This is a genomic window from Janthinobacterium sp. HH102, from assembly GCF_001758625.2.
Lineage (GTDB): Bacteria > Pseudomonadota > Gammaproteobacteria > Burkholderiales > Burkholderiaceae_D > Janthinobacterium.
The window spans coordinates 5,348,574-5,373,968 of the sequence record NZ_CP062062.1 but is presented as its reverse complement, the minus strand read 5'-3'; the positions used below and the strand labels follow the sequence as shown (position 1 = coordinate 5,373,968).

Below are 25,395 nucleotides of genomic sequence, written 5' to 3'. Positions count from 1 at the left end.
GTTTTGCTATGGACTTTGATAAGATGATTGCAATTGCATATCAATATTCCCCTGTACCAGAAAGCACACCATGCCATCGACTCTTTCCCGTCCCGCCCTGCGCCTGCTCGGTGCCGCCCTCGTCGGCCTCGCCTGCCTGGGCAATGCCGCCGCGCAAACGCCCACGATTCTCGACGAGATCACCGTGGCGACCCTGACGCCGCTGGAAAAGGACATGCTGCTCAACGAGCTGTTCAACGACCTCAACAAGGACGACGACGACCAGGAAGCGCATGTGTGGGACAACGGCGGCGACCGTGGCGTGCGGGTGAAAGTCACATATAACTTCAGCAACTCCGGCATGACGGAACACAGCCTGAAGGCGCACATCTGCCGCGACCTGAAATTCGTCGTCACGGCGGGCGACAAGTCGCAAGACCTGAGCCGCCGTACGTGTTCGCAGAACAGCGGCCGTTGGGATGTGCAGGGCAAGGACCCGGCGCCCGTCGTGTATCCGCCTTTCCTGTCCGACGTGACCATCGCCAAGCTGAATGCGAAGGAACAGAAATCCTTGCTGACGGCCGCCGTGCGCACCTTGAAAGATGAAGAGGATGGCAAGAGCCGTGAATGGAGCAACAAGGGGCTGGGCAATGCCGTGCCCTTGCGCGTCACTTTGACGCCCTCGCGGACGGACGCCAAACCTGGCAGCTACCACCGTACTTGCCGCGACTTGACGATGGTGCTTGATGGCAAGAGCGGCAAGCAGGAATTGTCGCGCCGCTCGTGCGAAAACCGCTATGGCGCTCTCGATATCGAACCCGATTACGTCGACGAGTAAAACGCTGGCATCGCGGCGCCGGCGGATGCGTGCAGATGGCGAAACGCGCCGGAAAAAGCGTGTATTTCACGGCAACTGACCTGCATTGATGTAAATATGTGTGACAGCGGCGTGATTCGATTGACGCCCATGGAGCGTCCGCCCTATAGTGGCGGGATGATTTCCGAATTCAACGAATTATCCGACAAAATAGGCCTGCTGGCCGAAATGACCCATGCGCTGCGTCGTGAAAACGCGCAACTGCGCAAGGACAATGCCGCGCTGGCCGCCGAGAACGCCCTGTATGTGCAACGCATGCGCGAGGCGCAGGAGCGGGTCGAGGCGTTGCTGGAAAAAATTCCCGAACTGGTGCAAGCCGGTCTGGAGCAAGCCGCTTCGGAAGCGGGCGCCTATATTGCCGAGAACGAGAAGGAAGCGTAATGCCGCGTGTTGATGTCAATATCATGGGCCAGTCCTACAGCATGGTGTGCCGCGACGGCGAAGAGCGCGCGCTGCGCGAAGCGGCGATCTATCTCGATAGCAAAATGAAAGCCATCCGCGACGCGGGCAAGGTCAAGGGCAATGACCGCATCGCCGTGCTGGCCGCGCTGGGCGTAGCCGCGGAATTCCTCTCCGTGAAGTCGCCGCAAGGTCCGCTGTCGGAACTGACGATCCTGGAAGTGAAGCAAAAGATCTCGGCCATGCACACCGTTCTGGACAGCGCATTGACGCCCCAGGAAAACCTTTTTTAAACACCGAACCAAACCTACTGCGCGTCGCGACTTGCGGCCTGCGATGCTCGCTGTGCTCAAGCACAGCTGCGCTTCTTAGCCACAATTCATCGCCGCTCGCTACGGCTTTGTTCGGTGTTATTAATTGGATTTTAAGCGGACACGGTACGATTTGTCTTTGCGATGCGCGATCAAAGGAGTAAACTTGGGTCTACCCTGCGGTGTTCGCGATTGCCATATATTCCTTGAACCATTTATGCGCATCGGTTGCGAATTTTGTTTGATGGGAGTGAGCGTCGCTCGTTCGACGAACCCGAAATTGAACTAACGTGACCACCTTGAACCGTTTGGTTCGGGATGCCGGCATAGCGGCACAGGCGGGGCCCAATTTGCATTACATTTGTAAGTACAACTGAAAACGGTTGCCGCATCCTGCGCAACCGTTTTTTTTACGTCTGGCGCTTTCACACGGAGTCTGCATGAAACAATACTGGCTGATGAACTCCGAACCCGATGAAGTGAGCATCGACGACCTGATGGCCGCGCCCGGGCACACCATGCCCTGGTTCGGCGTGCGCAACTACCAGGCGCGCAACTTCATGCGCGACGGCATGCAGGTCGGCGATGGCGTGCTGTTCTATCACTCGAGCTGCCCGCAGCCGGGCGTGGCGGGTGTGGCCGAAGTGGCCAGCGGCGCGTATCCCGATCACAGCCAGTTTGAAGAGGGCGGCAAGTATTTCGATGCCAAGGCCACGCAGGAACAGCCGCGCTGGATCAGCGTCGACGTGCGGGGCCTGAAGAAGACGGCGCTGTTGCCGCTGTCCGAGATGCGCCAGATGCCGGAGCTGGAAGACATGCTGCTGCTCAAGAAGGGCAGCCGACTGTCCATCACGCCGGTAACGCCGGCGCAATGGAAAGTGATTACAAGCAGGTTACAGGCTTAAGCTGTTCATCAGGCAGCGCGGGCCTTGGTGGGCGGCGTGCCCATCACCTGGCTTTTATATGCCCACACCAGCAGCGCGATGGCGCCGACGATCATCGGCAAGGACAGCATCTGGCCCGACGTGATCGGCACGCCCAGCCACACGACTTCCCAGTCCGGCGTGCGGAAGTATTCCGTGAAGAAGCGCGCGCAGCCGTACAGCAGGGTGAACATGGCGCCCACGGCCATGCGCGGGCGCTGCTTGCGCGCATACAGCCACAGGATGATGAACACCAAAATGCCGTCGACCAGCATCTGGTAGATCGGCGACGGGTGCACGGGATACGGAATGCCCGGCCATTGCATGGCCCACGGCAGGGTGTCCGGGGCGATGCGGCCCGGCAGTTCGGCATTGATGAAGTTGCCCAGGCGACCGGCCGCGTAGCCGAGCGGCACCAGCGGCGCGATGAAGTCAAGCACGTCGAACAGGTTGCGGCCCGCCTTGCGGCTCCACAAGTACATGGCCAGGATGACGCCGAGGAAGCCGCCATGGAAGGACATGCCGCCATGCCAGACCATGAAGATCTCGAGCGGATTGTGCAGGAAGTATTCGGGACGGTAGAACAGTACTTCGCCCAGGCGCCCGCCGATTACCACGCCCAGCATGCCGTAGAACAGCATGTCGTCGAGGTCTTCCTTCTTCCAGCCCAGCACGGCGATATGCGGCTGCTTGATGCGCACGCGGCCCAGGATAATGAACAGGGCAAAGGCCAGCACATACATCAGACCGTACCAGTGCACGGCAAGCGGACCGATCTGGATGGCTATCGGGTCGGGCATCGGGTGTATCAGCATGGGGTTTCTTTCTTTGTTTAAAGCCAAGGTTGCGTAGTATGGGGGCGCTGGCGGTTTTTTGCCTTAGCGGCCACTTAATTTAATCGGCAGCAGCGCTGATCTGCTTGCGCAGCAGCGCCAGGAAACCTTGCAGCACGGCGGACGGATTGTCGCGGCGCCAGGCCAGGCCCGTTTCCACCAGCGGCGTGGCGTCCTGCAGCGGCCTGTATTCTACGCCCGGGCGCATCAGATTCGATACCGATTGTGGCACAAGCGCGATGCCCATGCCAGCCGAGACGAGGCTGACGATGGTTTGCATCTGGATCGCTTCCTGGCCGATCTGCGGCGTGATGCCGGCCGCGCGGAACACGCCGAGGATCGCGTCGTGCAGGGCAGGCGAGATCGCGCGCGGAAAAATGATCAAAGGCAGGGGCGGCAGGTCGCGCAGGCGCACGGGGCCCGGCGTGTTCAGGATGGCGAGGCCGGACGGCGCGGCCAGCACCAGCGGCTCGGCCAGCACGGGCAGGTAATCGAGCTCCCCTTTCGCCTTCTCGGGCAGGGGCGGGATCAACAGGCCCGCATCCGTGCGCGCGGCCAGCAGTTCATCGAGCTGCAGGTCCGAGGTGGCTTCCTGCAGCGCGATCTGCACCTGCGGATAGGCCGTCTGATACGCGCGCAGCAGGGGCGGCAGCACGCTGTAGTCGGCCGAGGAGACAAACGCCAGGCTCAGGCGGCCCGCCTCGCCCTGCGCGGCGCGCCGCACCAAGGCGGGCAAGTCTTGCGCCTGCGCCAGCAGCCGGCGCGCCTCGGGCAGCAGGGCCGTGCCGGCCGGCGTCAGCTGCACTTCGCGGCGCGTGCGCACGAACAGCGGTGCGCCCAGCAGTTCTTCCAGGGCCATGATGGTTTGCGACAGGGGTGGTTGCGTCATGTGCAGGCGCGCGGCGGCGCGGCCGAAGTGCAGCTCCTCGGCGACGGTGACGAAATAGCGCAACTGGCGCAGTTCAAGGTTCATATGCGTTTCCATGCAGATTGAATGCTGTGATATGTAAAACGACTCACAGGCACGTGCATCATATATTTGACAGTGGGGCGCGCGCAAGGCAATCTGGCGTACCCCCACTGTATGCAGGGTTTTGCTGGAAATCCGCGCAGTCAGGCATCAATCATCCTTGGAAGGACCCCATCATGCCGCAATACCGCTCCCGCACCACCACCCACGGCCGCAACATGGCTGGCGCCCGCGCCCTGTGGCGCGCCACCGGCATGAAGGACGGCGACTTCGACAAGCCGATCATCGCCGTCGTCAACTCGTTTACCCAGTTCGTGCCCGGTCACGTGCACCTGAAAGACCTGGGACAGATGGTGGCGCGCGAGATCGAGGCGGCCGGCGGCGTGGCCAAGGAATTCAACACCATCGCCGTCGATGACGGCATCGCCATGGGCCACGGCGGCATGCTGTATTCGCTGCCTTCGCGCGACCTGATCGCCGATTCCGTCGAATACATGGTCAACGCCCACTGCGCCGACGCCATGGTCTGCATCTCGAACTGCGACAAGATCACGCCGGGCATGCTGATGGCCGCCATGCGCATCAATATCCCCGTCGTGTTTATTTCCGGCGGGCCGATGGAAGCGGGCAAGGTCGTCAAGGTGGTCAACGGCACGCAGAAGATCATCAAGCTGGACCTGGTCGACGCCATGATCAAGGCGGGCGACAGCACCGTCTCCGACGCCGACGTGGCCGAGATCGAACGCTCGGCCTGCCCGACCTGCGGTTCGTGTTCCGGCATGTTTACGGCCAACTCGATGAACTGTCTGACGGAAGCGCTGGGCCTGGCCCTGCCCGGCAACGGCACGATTTTGGCCACGCACTCGGACCGCCAGCAGCTGTTCCTGCGCGCGGGCCGCCTGATCGTGGAACTGGCCAAGCGCCATTACGAGCAGGACGATTATTCGGTGTTGCCCCGTTCCATCGCCACCAAGGCCGCGTTCGAAAACGCCATGGCGCTCGACGTCTCGATGGGCGGCTCGACCAATACCGTGCTGCACCTGCTGGCCGCCGCGCACGAGGCGGAAGTGGAATTCACGATGGCCGACATCGACCGCATTTCGCGCAAGGTGCCTTGCCTGTGCAAGGTGGCGCCGATGACGGACAAATACCATATCGAAGACGTGCACCGCGCCGGTGGCATCGTGGGCATTTTGGGCGAACTGGCGCGCGCCGGCCTGCTCAACACGACTTTGCCGACGATCCACGCGCCGACCCTGGCCGACGCCATCGCGCAAAACGACATCATGTGCACGGACAACCCTGCCGTGCATGAACTGTTCCGCGCCGCGCCGGGCGGCGTGCCGACGCAGACGGCGTTTTCGCAGTCCGAGCGCTTCGCGGCCGTCGACACGGACCGCAGCACGGGCTGCATCCGCGACAAGGCCCACGCCTACTCGCAGGATGGCGGCCTGGCCGTCTTGTACGGCAACCTGGCGGAAAAGGGCTGCATCGTCAAGACGGCGGGCGTCGACGAAAGCATCTTGAAATTCTCGGGCAAGGCGCGCGTGTTCGAAAGCCAGGATTCCGCTGTTGAAGCGATTTTGGCCGATACCGTGCATGAAGGCGACGTCGTCATCATCCGCTACGAAGGCCCGAAAGGCGGGCCCGGCATGCAGGAAATGCTGTATCCGACCTCGTACATCAAGTCGAAGGGCCTGGGCAAGGCGTGCGCGCTGTTCACGGACGGGCGCTTCTCGGGCGGCTCCTCGGGCCTGGTGATCGGCCACGCCTCGCCGGAAGCGGCCGAAGGCGGCGCCATCGGCCTGGTGGAAGAGGGCGATTTCATCGACATCGACATCCCCGAGCGCACCATCAACCTGCGCATCACGGCTGCCGAGCTGGCCGCGCGCCGCGCCGCCATGGAAGCGAAGGGCGACGCGGCCTGGCTGCCCGTCGACCGCGAGCGCTACGTGTCGCAGGCGCTGCAGGCGTATGCCGCGCTGACGACGTCGGCCGACCGGGGCGCCGTGCGGGATCTGTCGCAGCTGAAAAAACGCTGATCTGTTGCGTCAGTACGACGGCCGGCCCCGTTTGACGATGCGGGGCCGCCTGTCGTTACATCGCCTTACAAACAACATGGTCATGGGCGCGCAGATGGGGCAGAATAGCTATGCCTTCTGACGACATTGCGTGACTACATTGAAACGCTTGATCTGGGCTCGTGGTGCATCTGCGGAAACACAGTAAAATGCCGCAGGAAGTAACTTTGGAGAAAAGACAATGAAACGTTTTATGTTGGTGAGTGTATTGACCGTATCGGCTCTGGCATCGCAAGCAGCGTTGGCCAATCCGGACCTGGCGAAAGCAAAGAACTGCATGGCTTGCCATGCGGTGAGCACGAAACTGGTGGGCCCTGCGTTCAAGGACGTGGCTGCCAAGTACGCTGGTCAGAAAGACGCGGAAGCCAAGCTCGCGGCGAAAGTCATGAAGGGCGGTTCCGGCACCTGGGGCGCGATCCCGATGCCAGCCAACCCGCAAGTGAGCGATGCGGAAGCCCATACCCTGGTTAAATGGGTACTGGCACAGAAATAATCTGTGCCGCAGTACCTGCAATTAGCGCGCCGGCAATCCCGGCGCGTTTTTTTTGCCCGCTGCCTTATGCAGATTGCCCATGCCCTCCAGTGTCGCCCGCACCGCCTCGTCGAGCGGCGTATGCGGCTCCTGGCCCAGCACGGCCAGCAGCCGCGCATTGTCCATGGACAAGGGCGCTTGCCACAGATAGCGCATCTCGCGCATTTCGCGCAAGGTCGCCACGAACGGCGACGCCAGCGCCACCAGCCACCACGGAAAACGCCGGATGGCGGGCGCCGCTCCTGTCGCCTGTTGCACCACGCGGACAATCGCCCCCGTCATTTGCCGGCCGTCGTGGTCCCAGTGGCCGGCCATGTGAAAGCGCGCAAACGCGGGCAAGGTGGCGCGTAAAGCCAGCAATTGCACCATCGTGCGCGCTACGTCGGGCAGGTAGGACCACTGGTGGCCCACGCCGGGTGCGCCCGGATACAGCACCTTGCGCACGGGTTGGCCCGGTTTCACCAGTCCCTGCGAAAACCAGTTATTGCCGGCACGGGGACCGAAGAAGTCGCCCGCGCGCACGATCAGCACGCGCGCGCCCTGCGTGCTGGCCCGTTCCAGCCGTGCTTCCAGTTCCACGCGGATGGTGCCCTTGCGCGTGAGCGGACGTTGCGGCGCGTCTTCCGACAGCACGGGAAAGGCGTCCGGGCCGAAGTTGTACACGGTGCCGGGCAGCACGATGGTGGCGCCTTCGGCCATCGCCGCGGCGATGGTGTTGTCGAGCATGGGCAGCACCAGCTGGCCCCAGTTCCGGTAGCCGGGCGGGTTGACGGCGTGCACGATGACGACGCAGCCTTTGGCGGCCGCCAGCACGTCCGTGCGCGACAGCGCGTCGCCGCGCAGCCACTCGATGTTATCTCGCCGTGGCGATGGCGTTTCTCCCCGCGTCAGGGCGCGCACCTGCCAGCCCGCCGCCAGCAGCTGGCGCACCATCTCGCCGCCGATGCCGCCTGTGGCGCCCAGTACCAATACTGTTTTCGTGTTCTCCATCATGACCTCCGTGTGGTTGATGGTGCCAGTATCTGCCGCGCAAGGCTAATTGGGAATTGACGAACATCGCGTACAAGCTATACATTTATGTATGACCAAGTTGACGCCATGAACCCATCCATCGCCTGGGAATACTACCGCTCCTTGCTGGCCGTGCTGAAGCACGGTTCGCTCTCCGGCGCCGCCCGCGCGCTGGGCATCACGCAGCCCACCGCCGGCCGGCACATCGCCGCCCTGGAGCAGGCGCTGGGCGCGACGCTGTTTACGCGCTCGCAGCAGGGCTTGCTGCCCACGGAAGTGGCCCTGGCGCTGCGTCCCCATGCGGAAACCATGGAGCACACGGCGGCCCTGATGGAACGCGCCGCCAGCAGCCAGGGGCAGGGCGTGGCCGGCGTCGTGCGCATCGCGGCCAGTGAAGTGGTGGGCGTGGAAGTGCTGCCGCCCATCCTGGCCCGCCTGCGCGCGCGCCATCCGGGCCTGACCATTGAATTAGTATTAAGCAACAAGGTGCAGGATTTGCTGCGCCGCGAGGCGGATATCGCCGTGCGCATGCTGCGTCCGCGCCAGGAGCAGCTGGTGGCGCGCAAGGTGGGCGAGATCGAACTTGGCCTGCATGCGCACGCCGATTACCTGGCGCGTCATGGCACGCCGGCGGGATTGCTTGATCTGGCGCAACACGCCGTCATCGGCTACGACGAGGCGAGCCCCTTCGTGCGCAACGCGGGCGCGGCCTTTCAGGGATTTACGCGGGAAAGCTTTGCCTGGCGCAGCGACAGCGATCTGGCGCAACTGGCATGGATACGGGCGGGCGCCGGCATCGGCGTGTGCCAGGCAGGGCTTGCGGCGCGCGATCCAGCCCTGCGGCGCGTGCTGCCGCAAGCGTTTTCGCTGCCGATGGAAACCTGGGTCACCATGCATGAAGACTTGCGCGGCAGCCTGCGCTGCCGCGCCACCTTCGACGCGCTGGCCGAAGGTTTACTGGCTTACGTGGCCGGGCAGCCGCCTACTTGACGACTTCCATCTTGGTTTTCTTGCCATCCCGGTAGGTGAACAAGGTCAGCGCGCCATCCTTGATGTCGCCGTTGGCGTCGAACGAGATCGGCCCCGTCACGCCCTGGTAGTGCACCTTGGCCAGGAAGGGCAGGTAGACGGACGGTTTCGACGATTTCGCATCCTGCATGGCGGTGGCCATGGTCATCACGGCATCGTAGACGTATGGCGCGTACAGCTGCACTTCCATATTGTATTTCTGCTTGTAGCGGGCGCGGAAATCGTCCATGCCTTTTTGCTGCGCGCCCGTCACGCCGCCCGCTTCCGCGCAGGTGACCATGTCTTCGCCGACGGCGTCGCCCGCCAGCTTGCCCAGCGGTTCCGTGCACAGGCCGTCGCCGCCCATGAACTTGGCCTTGATGCCCAGCGCCTTCATCTGGCGCAGCATGGGGCCGCCCACGGAATCCATGCCGCCGAAGAAGATCAGGTCGGGATTTTTCGACTTGATGCTGGTCAAAATCGCATTGAAGTCCGTCGCGTTGGCATTGGTAAATTCCTTGCCGACGATTTGCACGCCGGGCGCCGCCTTCTTGGCGCCCTTGACGAACTGTTCCGCCACGCCCTGGCCGTAGGCCGTGCGGTCGTCGATGACGGCGATTTTCTTCGCCTGCAGCTTGCCCACGGCATATGCGCCCAGGGTGCCCCCCAGCTTGTTGTCATTGGCCACGACGCGGAAGGCCGTGTTGAATTTTTGCTGGGTATAGGTCGGGTTGGTGGCGGCCGGCGAAATCTGCGGGATGCCGGCATTGAAGTAAATGCGCGAGGCGGGAATCGTCGTGCCCGAGTTCAGGTGGCCGACGACGCCGTTGACCTTGGCATCGACCAGCTTTTGCGCCACGGCCGTGCCCTGTTTGGGATCGGCCGCGTCATCTTCGGGCACCAGCACGAATTTCACGGCTTTGCCGTCGATCTTGAAGCCTTTGGCGTTCAAATCCTCGATGGCCATCTTGGCCGCGTTCTCGTTATCCTTGCCCAGGTGGGAGCTGGCGCCAGAGACCGGGGCGACGTGGCCGATCTTGATGATTTCCTGCGCGCCCGCATGGCCGGTAAAGGCGAGGGCGAGGGCGAGAGGAAGGACTTTGGTCTTGAGCAGCATAAACATTCTCCAATGGATAAAGATACGGCGGCGTCTCGTGAAAACCGCTTCGACAGGCGGTACGTGTGAAGAAAGGTACAACAAAAAACAGGCGGCGCAAAGCCGCATTTCGGGCTTTTTACATTTTGTCGCAACAATCACCAAAGTGAGGCGCGATGCACCGATTTCGCAGGCGCGAGCGCACAAAAGAATGGCGTTGGAGGAAAGAATAGGGTAGGTCGGGCAGGTCGGGCAGGTCGGGGTAGGTCGGGTTAGCGCGCAGCGCGTAACCCGACATTGCGCGGCATGCTCATAACCCAACGGCAAGGACGGGGAATGCCGGGGTCAGACCCGTCGGGTCTGACCCCAGATTTTTGTCGGTGATGAAATGGTCGCAACGACAGGTGTGTGCTTACTGAGCCGGCGGATGCAGATGCCCCAGCTCATGGCTGACCGCATGCGCGACGATCTGTTCCAGCGATTGCTGCAAGTCTTCGCGCAGGGCGCCGCGCATGCCGATCAGGGCGTTTTGCAGGGCCGTCTGCAGGACGTGGGCGATGCGCTCTTCCAGCAGATGGTCGATCTTGCCCTGTACTTGATGCAGGATGCGCTGCGTGAGCCGCTGTTCGATGGCGTCCCAGTCGGGCTGCGCCGCCGCTGGCGGCAACGCCGGCGCTTCCTCGACGACAGCAGGGTGCGCCGGGCTGGCGGGAACCACCTCCGGTCCCAGCAGCACCTCCGTCAGCAGGGGGATGCCCTGGTCGAATGGCTGCTGGCTCATGCTTTACCCGCGACGAAATGCGTCGGCTGCACGTCCTGCTGGCGGTAGTGCAGGAAGCGCTGGCGGCCCGCCTGCGCATCCTGTTCATCCATGGAGACGATCTCGAAGACGCGCTGGAAATCGGCGTAATTGGCGGGCGGCAGCTGCGACAGGTTGACGAGGATGTCGTGGTGCGGCAGCTCGGCGGCCGCGTCATCGGTCAGGATGATGGGCGTTTGCGGGGCCAGCGGGTCGCCGGCCAGCACGTGCGGCAGGAAATCCGTGGCGGAAATGGTCCACATGGCGCTGTTCAAGGCGTCGAGCTGGGCGCCATCTTGCACCAGCAGGACCACCTTGTTGCCGGCCATATACGCCTTGCGTGCCAGACGGCAGGCGTAGGCCAGCTTGTCCGGCACGTTGGTATGAAAGTCGACGCGCGTCATGTCGCCCTTCACGCTGCCATGCCGCTGTGGCGCAGCAGGGCGTCGATGCTCGGTTCGCGGCCGCGGAAGGCCGTGAACGATTCCAGCGCGGGGCGCGAGCCGCCGACGGACAGGATTTCCTGCAGATAACGCTTGCCCGCCGCCGTGGTGGCGGCCGGTCCCAGCGCCCTGGCTTCCTCGAATGCCGCATAGGCGTCTGCGGACAGCACCTCGGCCCATTTGTAGCTGTAGTAGCCAGCCGCGTAGCCGCCGGAGAAGATATGCCCGAAGGAATTCTGGAAGCGGTTGAAGGCGGGCGGGATGATCAGCGCGAACTTGGCGCGCACGCCGTCGATCAGCTGCTGCACGCTCTGGCCCGTGCCGGCATCGTAGTCATAGTGCAGATGCATGTCGAGCAGGGAGAATTCCACCTGGCGCAGGGTTTGCAGGCCGGACTGGAAATTCTTGGCCGCCAGCATCTTGTCGTACAGCGCGCGCGGCAGCGGCTCGCCCGTGACGGCATGCGCCGTCATGTGTTCGAGCACTTCCCATTCCCAGCAGAAATTTTCCATGAATTGCGACGGCAGTTCGACGGCATCCCATTCGACGCCGGCGATGCCCGACACGCCCAGTTCGTCGACGACGGTGAGCATATGGTGCAGGCCGTGGCCGAACTCGTGGAACAGGGTGATGACTTCATCGTGCGTGAACAATGCAGGCTGTGCCTGGCCGTCGACCACGGCCGGTTCCGTGAAATTGCAGGTCAGGTAGGCGATCGGCGTTTGCACGTGCTGTGCGTCGGCACGGCGGCCGCGCGCGTCGTCCATCCAGGCGCCGCCGCTCTTGCCGGCGCGCGCATACAGGTCCAGGTAGAACTGGCCCACCAGCTGGCCGTCGCGCTCGATGCGGTAAAAACGCACGTCCGGGTGCCAGACGGGCGCCGTATCCAGTTTGATCTCGACCGCGAACAGGTTCTGGATCTGGCGGAACAGGCCGTCGATCACCTTGTGTTCAGGGAAATACTGTTTGACTTCCTGGGCCGAGAACGCGTAGCGGCGTTCCTGCAGTTTTTCGGAGGCGTACGGCACGTCCCACGCCTGCAGTTCGTCGATGCCCAGCTCTTCGCGGGCGAATTGCTTCAGTTCGGCCAGGTCCTTCTCGGCGAACGGGCGCGCGCGCTTGGCCAGGTCTTCCAGGAAAGCGATGACTTGCGCGGGCGAAGTGGCCATCTTGGAGACCAGCGACACTTCGGCGAAATTGGCGTAGCCGAGCAGTTTTGCCTCTTCGTTGCGAAGACGCAACAAGGTGACGATGTTGTGCGTATTGTCCCAGTCCTCTTTCTTGCTGAAGACCTCGCCCTGGTCCGATGCCTTGGTGGCGTTGGCGCGGTAGATGGTTTCGCGCAGCGCGCGATTGTCGGCAAATTGCAGGATCGGGTAATAGGACGGGAAGTGCAGCGAGAATTCATAGCCTTGCTTGCCGGCCTTTTCGGCCGCGGCGCGCGCGGCGGCCTTCACGTCGTCGGGCAAGCCGGCGAGATCGGCTTCATTGTCGACCAGCAACTTGTAGTCATTGGTGGCGTCGAGCACGTTTTCGGAAAAACGCGTCGAGACGGCCGCGTGTTCTTCCTGGATGGCGCCGAAGCGCTCTTTCTTGTCCTCGGGCAACTCAGCGCCGCCCAGGCGGAAGTCGCGTACGGCATTCTCAACGATGCGCCGGCGCGCCGGCGACAGGCTGGCGAAAGCGGGGCTGGCCTGCAATTGCTTGTATTTGCCGAAGAGGATTTCGTTCTGGCCCAGCTCGGTCAAGAACTCCGTCACCTTGGGCAGGTTGGCATTGTAGGCGGCGCGCAGTTCCGGCGTATCGATCACGCTATTTAAATGGTTGACGATGCTCCAGGCGCGGCCCAGGGTTTCGGCGATCTGGTCCTGGGGCGCGACGAAGTTGTCCCAGCTCACTTCTTCCATGGGCGCTTCCAGCCGCGCCACCGTGGCGCGCGCCTGTTCCAAGAGGGTGTCGATGGCCGGCGTGACATGCTCGTGCGTGATCGCGTCGAAGCGTGGCAGGCCGGAAAAATCAAGCAGGGGATTGGTGTTCATCGTCGGTTCGTCCATTCTGTCTTCATATATGGAGCGCCTGAAAAATGTTCAAGGCCAGGCAACGCCGCCATGAGCATTGTCTCAGGTGCTCCTCTTAAATGCGCTCTGCGGCCTCGACGGTATTCATGAGCAACATGGTGATCGTCATCGGACCCACGCCACCCGGTACCGGGGTGATGTGGGAGGCGATTTCTTTCACTCCGGCAAAATCCACGTCGCCGCACAGCTTGCCGTCATCGTCGCGGTTCATGCCCACGTCGATGACGATGGCGCCCGGCTTGACCATGTCGGCCGTCAGGGTGTTGCGGCGGCCGACGGCGGCCACGACCACGTCCGCCTGGCGCGTGTACAGGCCCAGGTCCGGGGTCGCACTATGGCAGATGGTGACGGTAGCGTTCGCTTGCAAGAGCAGCAGGGCCATCGGCTTGCCGACCGTGTTGCTGCGGCCGATGACGACGGCGTGCTTGCCGCGCAAGTCGACGCCCGTGCTTTCGATCAGTTTCATGCAGCCGTACGGCGTGCAAGGGCGGAAGCCGGGCAAGCCCGTCATCAGTTCGCCGGCGCTCAGGACGGAATAGCCATCCACGTCTTTCGTCGTGGCGATCGCTTCGATGACCTTGTGCGGGTTGATGTGCTTGGGCAAGGGCATTTGCACGAGGATGCCGTGGATGGCGGGATCGGCGTTCAGGCTGGCGATGCGTGCCAGCAAGTCGGCTTCCGACAGGTCCGCTTCATATTTTTCCAGCACCGAGTGGAAACCCACGTCGCCGCACGCCTTGACCTTGTTGCGGACGTACACCTGGCTGGCCGGGTCTTCGCCGACGAGGATCACGGCCAGGCCGGGCTGGGTGCCCTTGGCCGTGAGGGCGGCGGCGCGCGTGGCGATCTCGCTGCGCAGTTTTTGGGAGAGGGCGATTCCGTCGATCAGTTGTGCTGGCATGGTAGGGGCTGAGAGATGTGGGAGGGAAAAGACAGATTATAAAGCCGGGCGGCGCAAAGGGGCGGTTTTGGCGTAACAACAGCGGGCCAGAGACGCGGGCCTGAGAAAATGCCGATGGCGGCGTTGCAGCTCCTTGCCGTACTGGCGTACTGTCTGTGTCGCCGCGCCTTGCCCTCGACGTTTTTCAGGCCCGCTTGGCCCGGCATAAAAGCGGGCCGGAGACGCGGGCCTGAGAAAATGCCGATGGCGGCGTTGCAGCTCCTTGCCGTACTGGCGTACTGTCTGCGTCGCTGCGCCTTGCCCTCGGCATTTTTCAGGCCCGCTTGGCCCGGTATGCCTGTGCGGACGACTGGGGCGTTAATGCGTTTTGCTGGTGTGCAGGTGGCCTAGGGAGCGCAAGGGCCTGCGGTTCTTTTGGCGCCGCTTTTGGCACTTTGATCACCCTAATTTCCGGACAGAATTTGCGGCAGTGCAGCATAAATTTCATAGGGCGATTTCATGATATGAAATGCTATATCGTAATTTGAAAAATACTAAATACGCTGTTAGAATCCCCACACTAAACCGACTTAATAGTAAATAATCAGCGAAATACCGTCCGACAGCGATCCGGAAAATCGGGGTGGGGCGTTCACAAAGGAGACTCAACAGATGTCAGCTCAACTGAACCAGGTAACGACACAGATCGGCACCGACCCGGATATGCAGGAAACCAAGGAGTGGCTGGACGCGCTCGAAGCCGTGCTGGAAAATGAAGGTCCGGAACGCGCGCATTACCTGATGGAGCGCATGGTTGACCTGGCCCGCCGCCGTGGCGCCCAGATCCCGTTCTCCAGCACCACCGCCTACGTCAATACCATCCCCACCAAGCAAGAAGCACACTGCCCCGGCAACCTGGAATACGAAGAGCGCCTGCGCTCGTGGATGCGCTGGAACGCCATGGCCATGGTGGTCAAGGCCAACCGCGCCGACGGCGACCTGGGCGGCCACTTGTCCTCATTCGCTTCGCTGGCGAACATGCTGGGCATCGGTTTCAACCATTTCTGGCACGCGCCGACGGCCGACCACGGCGGCGACCTGCTGTACATCCAGGGCCACTCCTCGCCCGGCGTCTACGCGCGCGCCTTCCTCGAAGGCCGCTTGACGGAAGAGCAAATGCTGAACTTCCGCAAGGAAGTCGACGGCAAGGGCCTGTCCTCGTACCCGCATCCAAAGCTGATGCCTGACTTCTGGCAGTTCCCGACCGTGTCGATGGGCCTGGGCCCGCACATGGCGATCTACCAGGCGCGCTTCCTGAAATACCTGCACGCACGCGGCATCGCCAAGACCGACAACCGCAAGATCTGGGCCTTCTGCGGCGATGGCGAGATGGACGAGCCGGAATCCCTGGGCGCGATCGGCCTGGCCGCACGCGACATGCTCGACAATCTGGTCATCGTGGTCAACTGCAACCTGCAGCGCCTGGACGGTCCCGTGCGCGGCAACACCAAGATCATCCAGGAGCTGGAAGGCGAATTCCGTGGCGCCGGCTGGAACGTCGTCAAGGTCATCTGGGGCCCGGGCTGGGACGCCCTGCTGGCGCAAGATAAAGAAGGCATCCTGCAGCGCGTCATGATGGAAACCGTCGACGGCGAATACCAGAACTACAAGGCGAAAGATGGCGCCTACGTGCGCAAGCACTTCTTCGGCAAGCATCCGAAGCTGCTGGAAATGGTTGCCAACATGACGGACGACGACATCTGGCGCCTGACCCGTGGCGGCCACGATCCGCACAAGATCTACGCGGCCTTCAAGATCGCCCAGGAACACAAGGGCCAGCCGACCGTCCTGCTGGTGAAGACCATCAAGGGCTACGGCATGGGCAAGTCGGGCGAAGCGCGCAACACGGCGCACCAGACGAAAAAACTGGACGACGAAGCCATTCGCGAAATGCGCGACCGCTTCTCGCTGCCTATCCCGGACGACAAGCTGGCCGATATCCCGTTCTTCAAGCCTGCCGACGACGCGCCGGAAATGGTCTACCTGCACGAGCGCCGCAAGGCCCTGGGCGGCTACCTGCCGCAGCGCCGCCAGAAGGCGGAAGAAACCCTGCCCGTGCCTGGCCTGGACGCGTTCAAGAACGTGCTGGAAGCGACGCCGGAAGGCCGCGAAATCTCGACCACGCAAGCGTTCGTGCGCGTCATTTCGACCCTGCTGAAAGACCCGAACCTGGGCCAGCGCGTGGTGCCTATCCTGGTCGATGAATCGCGTACCTTCGGCATGGAAGGCCTGTTCCGCCAGATCGGCATCTACAACCCGAAAGGCCAGTTGTACGAGCCGGTCGACAAGGACCAGGTCATGTACTACCGCGAAGACAAGGCCGGCCAGATCCTGCAGGAAGGCATCAACGAAGCGGGCGGCATGAGCTCGTGGATCGCCGCGGCGACGTCGTATTCGACCAACGACCGCATCATGATCCCGTTCTACACCTTCTACTCGATGTTCGGCTTCCAGCGCATCGGCGACCAGGTATGGGCTTCGGCCGACATGCGCGCCCGCGGCTTCCTGATGGGCGGCACGGCTGGCCGCACGACGCTGAACGGCGAAGGCTTGCAGCACGAAGATGGCCACAGCCATATCTTCGCTGCGACCATCCCGACCTGCATGCCGTACGACCCGACCTTCAGCCATGAAGTCGCCGTCATCATCCAGGACGGCCTGCGCCGCATGATCGCCAACCAGGAAGATGTGTTCTACTACATCACGATCATGAACGAGAACTACGCCCAGCCAGGCATCAAGCCGGGCCAGGAAGAAGGCATCCTGAAAGGCATGTATAAGTTGCAAGAAGGCAAGACGGATGCCAAGCTGCGCGTACAACTGATCGGTTGCGGCACCATTCTGCGCGAATCGATCTTCGCCGCCGAATTGCTGGAAAACGACTGGGGCGTGGCCGCGGACGTATGGTCGGCGCCGTCGCTGACCCTGGTGGCCCGCGATGGCCAGGACGCCGAACGCTGGAACATGGTCAACCCGTCGAAACAGCAGCGCGTGCCGTACGTGACGTCGCTGATGCAGGACACGGATGGCCCGATCGTTGCCACGACCGACTACATGCGCGCATTTGCAGAACAGATCCGCGCCTTCATGCCGAAGGGCCGCACCTACAAAGTGCTCGGTACCGATGGCTTTGGCCGCTCGGACAGCCGCGCCAAGCTGCGCGAGTTCTTCGAAGTGAACCGTTATTATGTCACCGTGGCCGCGCTCAAATCGCTGGCTGACGAAGGCAAGATCGACGTGTCGGTGGTGGAGCAGGCGATCGCCAAGTACGGCATCGACGCGAACAAACCGAATCCGGTGACCCAGTAATCGTTGTGCGGACCCGATGATGCCAGGGCGGTGCGAAAGTGCCGCCCTGGCGTGTGTGCGGGTCCATCTGACAAATAAAATAACGGAGCAAGCTATGAGCATTGTGGAAGTCAAAGTCCCGGATATCGGCGATTTCAAGGAAGTCGAGATCATTGAACTGATGGTCAAGCCAGGCGACACGGTCAAGGTCGACCAGTCCCTCATCACGGTCGAATCGGACAAGGCCAGCATGGAAATCCCATCGAGCCACGCCGGTGTCGTCAAGGAATTGAAAGTCAACGTGGGCGACAAGATCGCCGAAGGTTCGCTGGTCCTGCTGCTGGAAGTGGCGGACGACGCCTCGGCCCCTGCGCCAGCTGCTGCCGCTGCCGCCCCGGCACCTGCCGCTGAAGCCGCCCCGGCCGCCGCTCCTGCGGCCGCGCCAGCGCCTGCCGCCCCTGCCGGCGCGCCGGCCCTGGTCGACGTGACCGTGCCCGATATCGGCGACTTCAAGGAAGTCGAAGTCATCGAACTGATGGTCAAGGTCGGCGACACGATCAAGGTCGACCAGTCGCTGCTGACGGTCGAATCGGACAAGGCCAGCATGGAAATTCCATCGAGCCACGCCGGTGTCGTCAAGGAATTGAAGGTCAAGGTCGGCGACAAGGTCGCCAAGGGTAGTCTGGTGCTGGTGGTGGAAACGACCGGTGGTGCTGCCGCTCCAGCAGCAGCCCCTGCCGCCGCGCCTGCACCGGCCGCGCAAGCTGCCGCCGCACCTGCCGCCGCCGTCGCTTCGGCGCCGGTCGCTGCTGCTCCTGCCGCTCCTGCCGCTCCAGCCGCCGCACCTGCCGTGAACGGCAAGCTGGCGCACGCGTCGCCATCGATCCGCAAGTTCGCGCGCGAACTGGGCGTGGAACTGGCGCTGGTCGGCGGTTCCGGTCCGAAGGGCCGCATCACCCAGGAAGACGTGCAGAACTTCGTCAAGGGCGTGATGTCGGGCGCCGTTGCCGCACCAAATGCTCCAGCCGCTGCCAAAGGCGGTTCCGGCGTGGGCCTGGATCTGCTGCCATGGCCGTCGCTGGATTTCAGCAAGTTCGGCACGACCGAATTGCTGCCGCTGTCGCGCATTAAGAAAATCTCGGGTCCGAATTTGCACCGCAACTGGGTCATGATCCCGCACGTCACGCAGTTCGACGAAGCGGACGTGACGGATCTGGAAGCGTTCCGCGTCGACACCAACGCGGCCAATGCGAAGAACAAGGATGCGGCCAAGCTGACCATGCTGGCATTCGTCATCAAGGCCTCCGTCGCCGCGCTGAAGAAATTCCCCGCGTTTAACGCCTCGCTCGACGCCAAGGGCGAAAACCTGATCCTCAAGCAGTACTACAACATCGGCTTCGCGGCCGACACGCCGAACGGCCTGGTGGTACCTGTGATCAAGGGCGCGGACCAGAAGTCGGTCTCGCAGATCGCCCGCGAAATGACGGAACTGTCGCTGCAGGCGCGCGAAGGCAAGCTGAAACCGGCCGACATGCAGGGCGCCAGCTTCACGATTTCGTCCCTGGGCGGCATCGGCGGCACGCACTTCACGCCTATCGTCAATGCGCCGGAAGTGGCGATTCTGGGTCTGTCGAAAGCCTCGATCAAGCCGGTATGGGATGGCAAGGCCTTCCAGCCGCGTTTGATGATGGGCACCTCGCTGTCCTACGACCACCGCGTGGTCGATGGCGCGATGGGCGCGCGATTCTCCGTGTACCTCGGCGAAGTCCTGGCCGACATGCGCAAAATTCTGCTGTAAGGAGCGATTGATGAGCACAGTAGAGGTAAAAGTACCGAATATCGGCGACTTCAAGGAAGTCGAAGTCATCGAACTGATGGTCAAGGTGGGCGACACCATCAAGGTGGACCAGTCCCTGATCACGGTCGAATCGGACAAGGCCAGCATGGAGATTCCGTCGACCCACGCGGGCGTCGTCAAGGAAGTCAAGGTCAAGGTCGGCGACAAGATCGCCGAAGGCAGCGCGCTGCTGGTGGTGGAAGCGTCGGAAGGCGTGGCCGCTGCCGCGCCAGCTGCCGCTCCTGCACCGGCGGCAGCCGCTCCGGCAGCCGCTGCGGCCCCTGCGGCGGCACCAGTTGCCGCCGCCATCCCGGCCGGCAATTACAGCGGCCAGGTCGACATCGACGTCGACATGATGGTGCTTGGCGGCGGTCCTGGCGGCTATTCGGCGGCGTTCCGCGCGGCCGACCTGGGCATGTCGACGGTCATCGTCGAGCGCTACGCCACCCTGGGCGGCGTGTGCCTGAACGTGGGCTGCATCCCGTCCAAGGCGCTGCTGCACGTGGCATCCGTCATCGACGAAACGGCGCACATGTCCAATACGGGCGTGACGTTCGCCAAGCCGACGATCGACATCGACCAGGTACGCAAGTACAAGGAAGGCGTGATCTCGAACATGACGGGCGGCCTGGCCGGCATGGCCAAGGCGCGCAAGACGCAGGTCGTCACCGGCGTGGGCCAGTTCCTCTCCGCGAACCACATCGAAGTGACGGCAGGCGACGGTTCTAAAAAGGTCGTGCAGTTCAAGCAGGCCATCATCGCCGCCGGTTCGTCCGTGGTGAAGCTGCCGTTCGTGCCGGAAGACCCGCGCATCGTCGATTCGACGGGCGCGCTGGAATTGCGCCAGATCCCGAAACGCATGCTGGTCATCGGCGGCGGCATCATCGGCCTGGAAATGGCGACTGTCTACTCGACCTTCGGCGCGCGCATCGACGTGGTCGAAATGATGGATGGCCTGATGCAGGGCGCGGACCGCGACGCCGTCAAGGTATGGCAGAAGTTCAACGAGAAGCGCTTCGACAACATCATGACCAAGACCAAGACGGTCGCCGTCGAGGCGTTGCCGGAAGGCATCAAGGTCACGTTCGAAGCGGCTGAAGCGGGTGCCACGGCACCGGCACCGCAAGTCTACGACCTGGTGCTCGTCGCCGTGGGCCGCAGCCCGAACGGCAAGAAGGTCGCTGCCGACAAGGCCGGCGTGAACGTCACCGACCGCGGCTTCATCGAAGTCGACAGCCAGATGCGCACCAACGTGCCGAACATCTTCGCCATCGGCGACCTGGTCGGCCAGCCGATGCTGGCGCACAAGGCCGTGCATGAAGCCCACGTGGCCGCCGAAGCGGCTTCCGGCCAGAAGTCGCACTTCGACGTCAAGGTGATCCCGTCGGTCGCCTACACGGATCCGGAAGTGGCATGGGCCGGCATCACGGAAGACGAAGCGAAAGCCAAGGGCATCAAGGTCGAGAAGGGCCACTTCCCATGGGCCGCTTCCGGCCGCGCCGTGGCCAACGGCCGCGCCGAAGGCTTCACCAAGCTGCTGTTCGACGCGGAAACGCACCGCATCATCGGCGGCACCATCGTCGGCACGCATGCGGGCGACATGATCGGCGAAATCGCGCTGGCCATCGAAATGGGCTGCGACGGCACCGACATCGGCAAGACCATCCACCCGCACCCGACCCTGGGCGAATCGATTGGTATGGCAGCCGAAGTGTACGAAGGCGTGTGCACGGACTTGCCGCCGCCGCGCAAGCGCTGATGTTGTAGCGTTGTGACACCAAAAACCCCGCAAGCGATTGCGGGGTTTTTTATCCCTGGGTGTTAATAAGCAGGTGGCCAATTAACAATAAAATCAATCGGTTATGATGCTTTCCTTGCGACACAGTGAGAAATTAGGTTCGGCGCCGTAGCAGAGGCTCCATGAACGTGCATGTCGAGCCTGACTGACTTGACAACCTTCGATAGCGAATAATCTCGCAGATATACAATGAGAGTCGGTGAAGCAAAGCGAATTCGTAGTCAGGCGGCGCTGGCGGTGTGGCGCATGGCTCGGCGGAATCCAAGCTTCTCTGCTTCCTGCACTGTCTGGACATAGGTTTCGCCACGTGAAGGGTCGATGCGCACTCGGTCGTATTGCTGATCGAACGGCAAATGGTAAATTTTGCTCTTCCCATTCACGTTGCATTTGATGAGTGGGTAATTTTTGTTCATATCCAGGTTGCGCACCTCTACGCCAAGTTGCTTAGCTGCAAATTCGGCGGTTGGCGATAGTTTAGTGGTCGCAGCAAAAACTGGTTTGACTCGTATATTCTTTAAATCTGCCCGAGTAAGCGGTAAAAGAATAGTCGTGCCGTAAAGCTGGAAGATATGTTTTTCATGCAAAGTCTTATGCTTTGCCCAGTATTTCGCCTGCACTACATGCATCGTGCTTCCTTTGATGCATAGGAGGTCACGCCCCATGTCTTCCAGACCTTCATTTGCGCCAAAATACGTTACAGTCCAGCCGTCGCATTCATATAGATAGCCTAAGTAACGCTCGTACATCCGTCCTATCTCGACTGAGGACTTTGGCCGAGCTTTCCATTTCTCAAGCGCCAATTGGTTCCGTTCCAAAGGCTTTAGCCTGTCATACTCTTGCTGACTTATGTAACGAGAAACATGGTCACTCTCCGCATCTTCATCATCTAAGTTGAGCGTAGCGTCTTCATTAAGGATATCGTCGTGGTATTGCTCCAGTACGGGATAATATTCGTGATAGGTCTTAAGGACGTATTCGAGGTGTTTAAGCCGTTGTGTCATATCCTTCTTTTCGCGGCCAATGCGTCGGACTTCGTCGGCAGCCTTATGGGCGGGATTCTTTTTAAGCTCTAAAGCTCGGGCCGAGGCTTCATCGGTAGCTTGGAAAGCCTCTGCGATGAAATTTGCTAACCAAGTGCGGCCGGTAATGTAGTTCACGTTAAACGCTGCGGTCAATGCGGTCAGTTCCGTTTTACGTTGATTGAACAACGCCGTGTTGTGCGCACGCTCTTGCTCCGCAAGCTTTGCCATCCGCGAACGCTCTTGCTCCGCAAATTTTGCCGTCTCCGTACGTTCCGTTCGCTCCTTTGTTTCTATCTCATGCATTCGCTTTGTCATCCGGCGCTCAACCGCGTTTGCAACCATGGTTGAGAACAGCCAATACATGCCTACTATAGCCCCGATTCCCAGAAACAAGACTAAGCCGCCGCTATCAGAGCTACGTGCGAACGCTGGTGCGCACCAACTGAAGAGTATGACGGCTACAAGTGAACGATGTCGCATTGTGTTCTTCGAAAAGTAATTGTGTAAGGTCTAGTAACTAACGAAGATTGCACTGATATTTTCTAAAAGGCAATGACTGCGACACTATTGACGAGTATTACTGAAGGCATAAAGGGACTGCGCTGGAAATGTACTTGCCGCAGCAAGCGGTTCTCGCTTACCTCGGGAACCGTGTTCGTCGATTGCAAGTTGCCACTCCTGAAGATTGTCTACTGTACGGCGAATAGGGCGTCGGACAAGCCAGCGCTGCAGTTACGTTGCGATTGAAGTCATGGAGCTGACGATGCCTAAGTATAGTGAACAGACAACGGCGAATTCTACTGGTGTTGCATCTTTTTACCCCGAAAGGTGGCCTGATCGACGTCTTTTGGTTACACCTATATCCCTTGATCCTGGCGAAGTAAACCGCAGACGGACCGTGGCGGATACGCACCATGTGAAAATTGGTGAGTATTGCCGTATGGAAAAAATGGCAGAATGGCGGTCTGTAACCATGTTTTGCTTCTATGGACGCGTGCGATTTTTCCAGCAATGTTGCCAGCATGGGAGTCGGTCAAGTTCCGCTGTACCAGGAGCCTGTCCCAGCAGATGAATACATCCCTTGCTGGCGCCCCTCGGAAGCGGGTAGTCGTCGCGTGGCTCGCTACGCATCTTCCTCACGCCTTGTCAGCGCTCCTGATGAACTGCCAGCAGAAGACGCTCCCTCCCTACTGGGATAGGCTCTAAGAAAGTTTTGCAACGATGAGAAAATTTACCGCCCTTCATATCGCCGATGTCCGTTTGCGCCGGGCTGATGAGCAAGAGCAAGCCGTGATGCTGCATGCCTTGTACCAGGATGTGGCCGCTATCCTGGCGGCGGGCAAGAGGATCGATGCGATTTTCTTCACGGGCCAGCTGGTGGCGCCCGACGCCTGTGCCGGCACGACACCCGTGTACGTCTACGAATACTTCCTGCGCCCCTTGCTGCAGGCGGCCAGCTTGCCCGGTGCGCGCTTCTACCTGGTGCCGGGCAGCCGCGCGCAGGGTGTCGCCGCGGCGGCGCTGGGCAATGCCGGCTTCAGCTTTTTCTCTGCCGACGAGCACGCCAGTGCCGAGCAGCGCGCGCATTACAAGAATATCCACGCCGTGTTCCATGGCCACCAGCATACGGGCGATGCCAGCTCGCTGATGAAGTCGCTGGGCATTCTGTTCAAGAGCAATCCGGGCAGCCTGTACGGTGCGAATGGCCAGATGGCGGCATTTTCCGTGCTCGAGTTCGCCACGGGCGAAGCGGATGGCGGCGGGCCAGGCACGCAGTGGACGGTGTCGCTGCGCGAGTTCGATGACGTGAGCAAGAACTTCGCCCTGTCGGTGCTGTACACGCCGAACGGCCAGGAAACGGGGCAGGTGGATGCCGAGTATGTGTTTGCCACCTTGCTGCCGCAGCTGGCAGGCGATCGCGCCTATCTCGATGGCTTGCTGGGCAAGGCGGGCGCGCAACGGCGCGAGGACGCCGGCGTCGCTGCCGATGCGCGCGAATTCCTCATCGAGCTGGCGTTCGTGATGTTCGAAGCCAAGAGCGTGTTCCTCAGCGAGGTGGAGCTCGAGCGTTTTGTCAGCGACTATTGCGGCGTGAAGGGCTGGAGCATGGCGGTCGGGGACTGGCTGGCGCCGCTGTATGCGCATGGCTTGCTGCTGTGTGCTGATGGCCAGGTGGCGTTTTCCTTCGATTACTTCCGCACGTATTTCCTGGCACAACGCTTTGAAACCTCGTTCGACCTGATGCGCTACGGCCCGGACCGCTACGATGGAAGTGAGTCTTCACTCAGCGTTGATGGCGCGTCGGCGGCCCAGCCTTTCCTGCGTGCGCTGGGCTTGAACGATGAACAGGTCGAAGCGGCGCTGCCGGAAGACTGCAGCCGCCCTGGCTGACTTCCGGGGCCAGCCGTGCCGCGTCAGTCCGCCAGCGGCTGGCGCAGGGTGCCGCGCAGGAACAGGTCCAGGCTGAGTGCAACCTTGGTGCGCAGCTGTGCGACATCCGGCTGCGCCTGTGGCGGGAATAGCAGGCGCGACATCTGGTCGCCCAGCAGGCAATTGAGCAGGTGCAGCGCCAGCATGGATGGCGTCAGCTCTGCGCGAAACAGGGGCGCGATGTCGGGGCGGCTGAAAAACTTGGTCAGCATCTCGCGCGTCTGTCCCGGTCCCACCTTGTAAAACGTTTCCGCCAGTTCCGGGTGCGTGGCCGCTTCGGCCACCACCATGCGATTGAGGCGGATCGCCGCCGGCATGGTGACCAGTTGCACGAACAGCAGGCCGAACTCGCTCAAAATGGCGGGCAGGGGCCGCATATCCGTTTCCAGCGCCGGCATGGTCGAGAAGTAGGCGGCGCGGCGCAATTCCACCACGGCATTGAACAAGCCCGACTTGCCGCCAAATTTCACGTAAATCGTGCGCACGGCCACATGGGCTTCGCGGGCGATCATTTCCAGGCTGACCTTCCCATACCCCTTTTCCAGAAACAGGCAGCCGGCCGTGTGCAGCAGGTTTTCCATGCGCGCTTCCATGTCGGCCGCGCGCGGGCGGCCGGCTGGCTTGCCGCAGCAGGAAAGCTCCTGGGCGGCGGCGTCGGATGCTGTATCGGTGGGCAAGGTATCGCTGAGGCCGGGATCGGACATGGTCTGGGTCTCTTTATAAGGTGGAAGGTAAGTGAT

The 25,395-nt window shown here is 61.8% G+C and carries 21 protein-coding genes and 1 other RNA gene; 12 read left to right on the top strand and 10 right to left on the bottom strand.

Annotated elements, in window-relative coordinates; genetic code table 11:
• Positions 1-70 precede the first annotated feature (70 nt).
• The 5 genes from JAB4_RS24435 (at position 71) to JAB4_RS24415 (ending at position 2,471) form a co-directional block, all read left to right on the top strand.
• Positions 71-817: a hypothetical protein gene (locus tag JAB4_RS24435; protein WP_070221900.1), complete on the top strand. Its 747-nt coding sequence runs from the start codon at positions 71-73 to the stop codon at positions 815-817.
• A gap of 156 nt (positions 818-973) precedes the next feature.
• Complete coding sequence (locus JAB4_RS24430) at positions 974-1,237, top strand: hypothetical protein (RefSeq protein WP_034747342.1); 264 nt, start codon at positions 974-976, stop codon at positions 1,235-1,237.
• Positions 1,237-1,548, top strand: a complete 312-nt coding sequence (locus JAB4_RS24425; RefSeq protein WP_034747344.1) for a cell division protein ZapA — start codon at positions 1,237-1,239, stop codon at positions 1,546-1,548. Before JAB4_RS24430 ends, JAB4_RS24425 begins: the two co-directional genes overlap by 1 nt.
• 189 nt (positions 1,549-1,737) lie before the next feature.
• Positions 1,738-1,915, top strand: a non-coding RNA gene (gene ssrS, locus JAB4_RS24420) — 6S RNA.
• Positions 1,916-2,006: 91 nt separating this feature from the next.
• On the top strand, positions 2,007-2,471 hold the full coding sequence (locus JAB4_RS24415) for an EVE domain-containing protein (RefSeq protein ID WP_070221901.1): 465 nt from the start codon (positions 2,007-2,009) through the stop codon (positions 2,469-2,471).
• Positions 2,472-2,479: 8 nt separating this feature from the next.
• On the opposite strand, the gene lgt is transcribed toward JAB4_RS24415, so the two are convergent.
• The gene (lgt, locus tag JAB4_RS24410; protein ID WP_070221902.1) at positions 2,480-3,304 is read right to left on the bottom strand and encodes a prolipoprotein diacylglyceryl transferase; all 825 of its coding nucleotides are present in this window, start codon (positions 3,302-3,304) and stop codon (positions 2,480-2,482) included.
• 79 nt (positions 3,305-3,383) lie between these two features.
• A complete protein-coding gene (locus tag JAB4_RS24405) occupies positions 3,384-4,295 on the bottom strand; it encodes a LysR family transcriptional regulator (protein WP_070221903.1) in 912 nt (303 codons plus the stop codon).
• A 173-nt stretch (positions 4,296-4,468) separates the two neighbouring features.
• Between JAB4_RS24405 and ilvD the strand changes: the two genes are divergently transcribed.
• Complete coding sequence (gene ilvD / locus JAB4_RS24400) at positions 4,469-6,334, top strand: dihydroxy-acid dehydratase (protein WP_070221904.1); 1,866 nt, start codon at positions 4,469-4,471, stop codon at positions 6,332-6,334.
• A gap of 220 nt (positions 6,335-6,554) precedes the next feature.
• A complete protein-coding gene (locus JAB4_RS24395; RefSeq protein ID WP_070221905.1) occupies positions 6,555-6,866 on the top strand; it encodes a c-type cytochrome in 312 nt (103 codons plus the stop codon).
• A gap of 21 nt (positions 6,867-6,887) precedes the next feature.
• Here the strand turns inward: JAB4_RS24395 and JAB4_RS24390 are convergent, their stop codons facing one another.
• The gene (locus tag JAB4_RS24390) at positions 6,888-7,895 is read right to left on the bottom strand and encodes an NAD(P)H-binding protein (RefSeq protein WP_070221960.1); all 1,008 of its coding nucleotides are present in this window, start codon (positions 7,893-7,895) and stop codon (positions 6,888-6,890) included.
• A 108-nt stretch (positions 7,896-8,003) separates the two neighbouring features.
• Between JAB4_RS24390 and JAB4_RS24385 the strand changes: the two genes are divergently transcribed.
• Positions 8,004-8,906 carry a LysR family transcriptional regulator gene (locus tag JAB4_RS24385; protein ID WP_070221962.1) on the top strand — a complete coding sequence of 301 codons (903 nt, stop codon included), beginning with the start codon at positions 8,004-8,006 and terminating at the stop codon, positions 8,904-8,906.
• Here JAB4_RS24385 and JAB4_RS24380 read toward each other — a convergent pair.
• From JAB4_RS24380 to folD, 5 genes are all read right to left on the bottom strand, one after another.
• Positions 8,899-10,041 carry a branched-chain amino acid ABC transporter substrate-binding protein gene (locus JAB4_RS24380; RefSeq protein ID WP_070221906.1) on the bottom strand — a complete coding sequence of 381 codons (1,143 nt, stop codon included), beginning with the start codon at positions 10,039-10,041 and terminating at the stop codon, positions 8,899-8,901. The genes JAB4_RS24385 and JAB4_RS24380 overlap by 8 nt on opposite strands.
• Positions 10,042-10,432: 391 nt before the next feature.
• Positions 10,433-10,801 (bottom strand): hypothetical protein, encoded by a 369-nt coding sequence (locus JAB4_RS24375; protein WP_070221907.1) that lies wholly within the window; start codon positions 10,799-10,801, stop codon positions 10,433-10,435.
• Positions 10,798-11,223: a DNA polymerase III subunit chi gene (locus JAB4_RS24370; RefSeq protein WP_070221964.1), complete on the bottom strand. Its 426-nt coding sequence runs from the start codon at positions 11,221-11,223 to the stop codon at positions 10,798-10,800. The genes JAB4_RS24375 and JAB4_RS24370 overlap by 4 nt, the downstream gene beginning before the upstream one ends.
• 8 nt (positions 11,224-11,231) lie before the next feature.
• Positions 11,232-13,301 carry a M3 family metallopeptidase gene (locus JAB4_RS24365; RefSeq protein ID WP_070221966.1) on the bottom strand — a complete coding sequence of 690 codons (2,070 nt, stop codon included), beginning with the start codon at positions 13,299-13,301 and terminating at the stop codon, positions 11,232-11,234.
• 94 nt (positions 13,302-13,395) lie between these two features.
• Complete coding sequence (gene folD / locus JAB4_RS24360; protein ID WP_070221908.1) at positions 13,396-14,241, bottom strand: bifunctional methylenetetrahydrofolate dehydrogenase/methenyltetrahydrofolate cyclohydrolase FolD; 846 nt, start codon at positions 14,239-14,241, stop codon at positions 13,396-13,398.
• Between the two features lie 651 nt (positions 14,242-14,892).
• On the opposite strand from folD, the gene aceE reads away from it, so the two are divergent.
• The 3 genes from aceE to lpdA all read left to right on the top strand — a co-directional run bounded on the left by aceE (position 14,893) and on the right by lpdA (position 21,164).
• Entirely contained in the window at positions 14,893-17,589 is a 2,697-nt protein-coding gene (aceE, locus tag JAB4_RS24355) for a pyruvate dehydrogenase (acetyl-transferring), homodimeric type (RefSeq protein WP_070221909.1), read from the top strand.
• 94 nt (positions 17,590-17,683) lie between these two features.
• Positions 17,684-19,366 (top strand): dihydrolipoyllysine-residue acetyltransferase, encoded by a 1,683-nt coding sequence (gene aceF / locus JAB4_RS24350; RefSeq protein ID WP_070308424.1) that lies wholly within the window; start codon positions 17,684-17,686, stop codon positions 19,364-19,366.
• Between the two features lie 10 nt (positions 19,367-19,376).
• Positions 19,377-21,164, top strand: a complete 1,788-nt coding sequence (gene lpdA / locus JAB4_RS24345; protein ID WP_070300275.1) for a dihydrolipoyl dehydrogenase — start codon at positions 19,377-19,379, stop codon at positions 21,162-21,164.
• Between the two features lie 260 nt (positions 21,165-21,424).
• Here lpdA and JAB4_RS24340 read toward each other — a convergent pair whose 3' ends face one another.
• A complete protein-coding gene (locus tag JAB4_RS24340; protein ID WP_139143595.1) occupies positions 21,425-22,588 on the bottom strand; it encodes a hypothetical protein in 1,164 nt (387 codons plus the stop codon).
• A gap of 858 nt (positions 22,589-23,446) precedes the next feature.
• On the opposite strand from JAB4_RS24340, the gene JAB4_RS24335 reads away from it, so the two are divergent.
• Positions 23,447-24,616 (top strand): hypothetical protein, encoded by a 1,170-nt coding sequence (locus tag JAB4_RS24335; RefSeq protein ID WP_139143596.1) that lies wholly within the window; start codon positions 23,447-23,449, stop codon positions 24,614-24,616.
• Positions 24,617-24,639: 23 nt separating this feature from the next.
• Here JAB4_RS24335 and JAB4_RS24330 read toward each other — a convergent pair whose 3' ends face one another.
• Complete coding sequence (locus JAB4_RS24330) at positions 24,640-25,359, bottom strand: TetR/AcrR family transcriptional regulator (RefSeq protein WP_070223740.1); 720 nt, start codon at positions 25,357-25,359, stop codon at positions 24,640-24,642.
• Between the last annotated feature and the right edge of the window lie 36 nt (positions 25,360-25,395).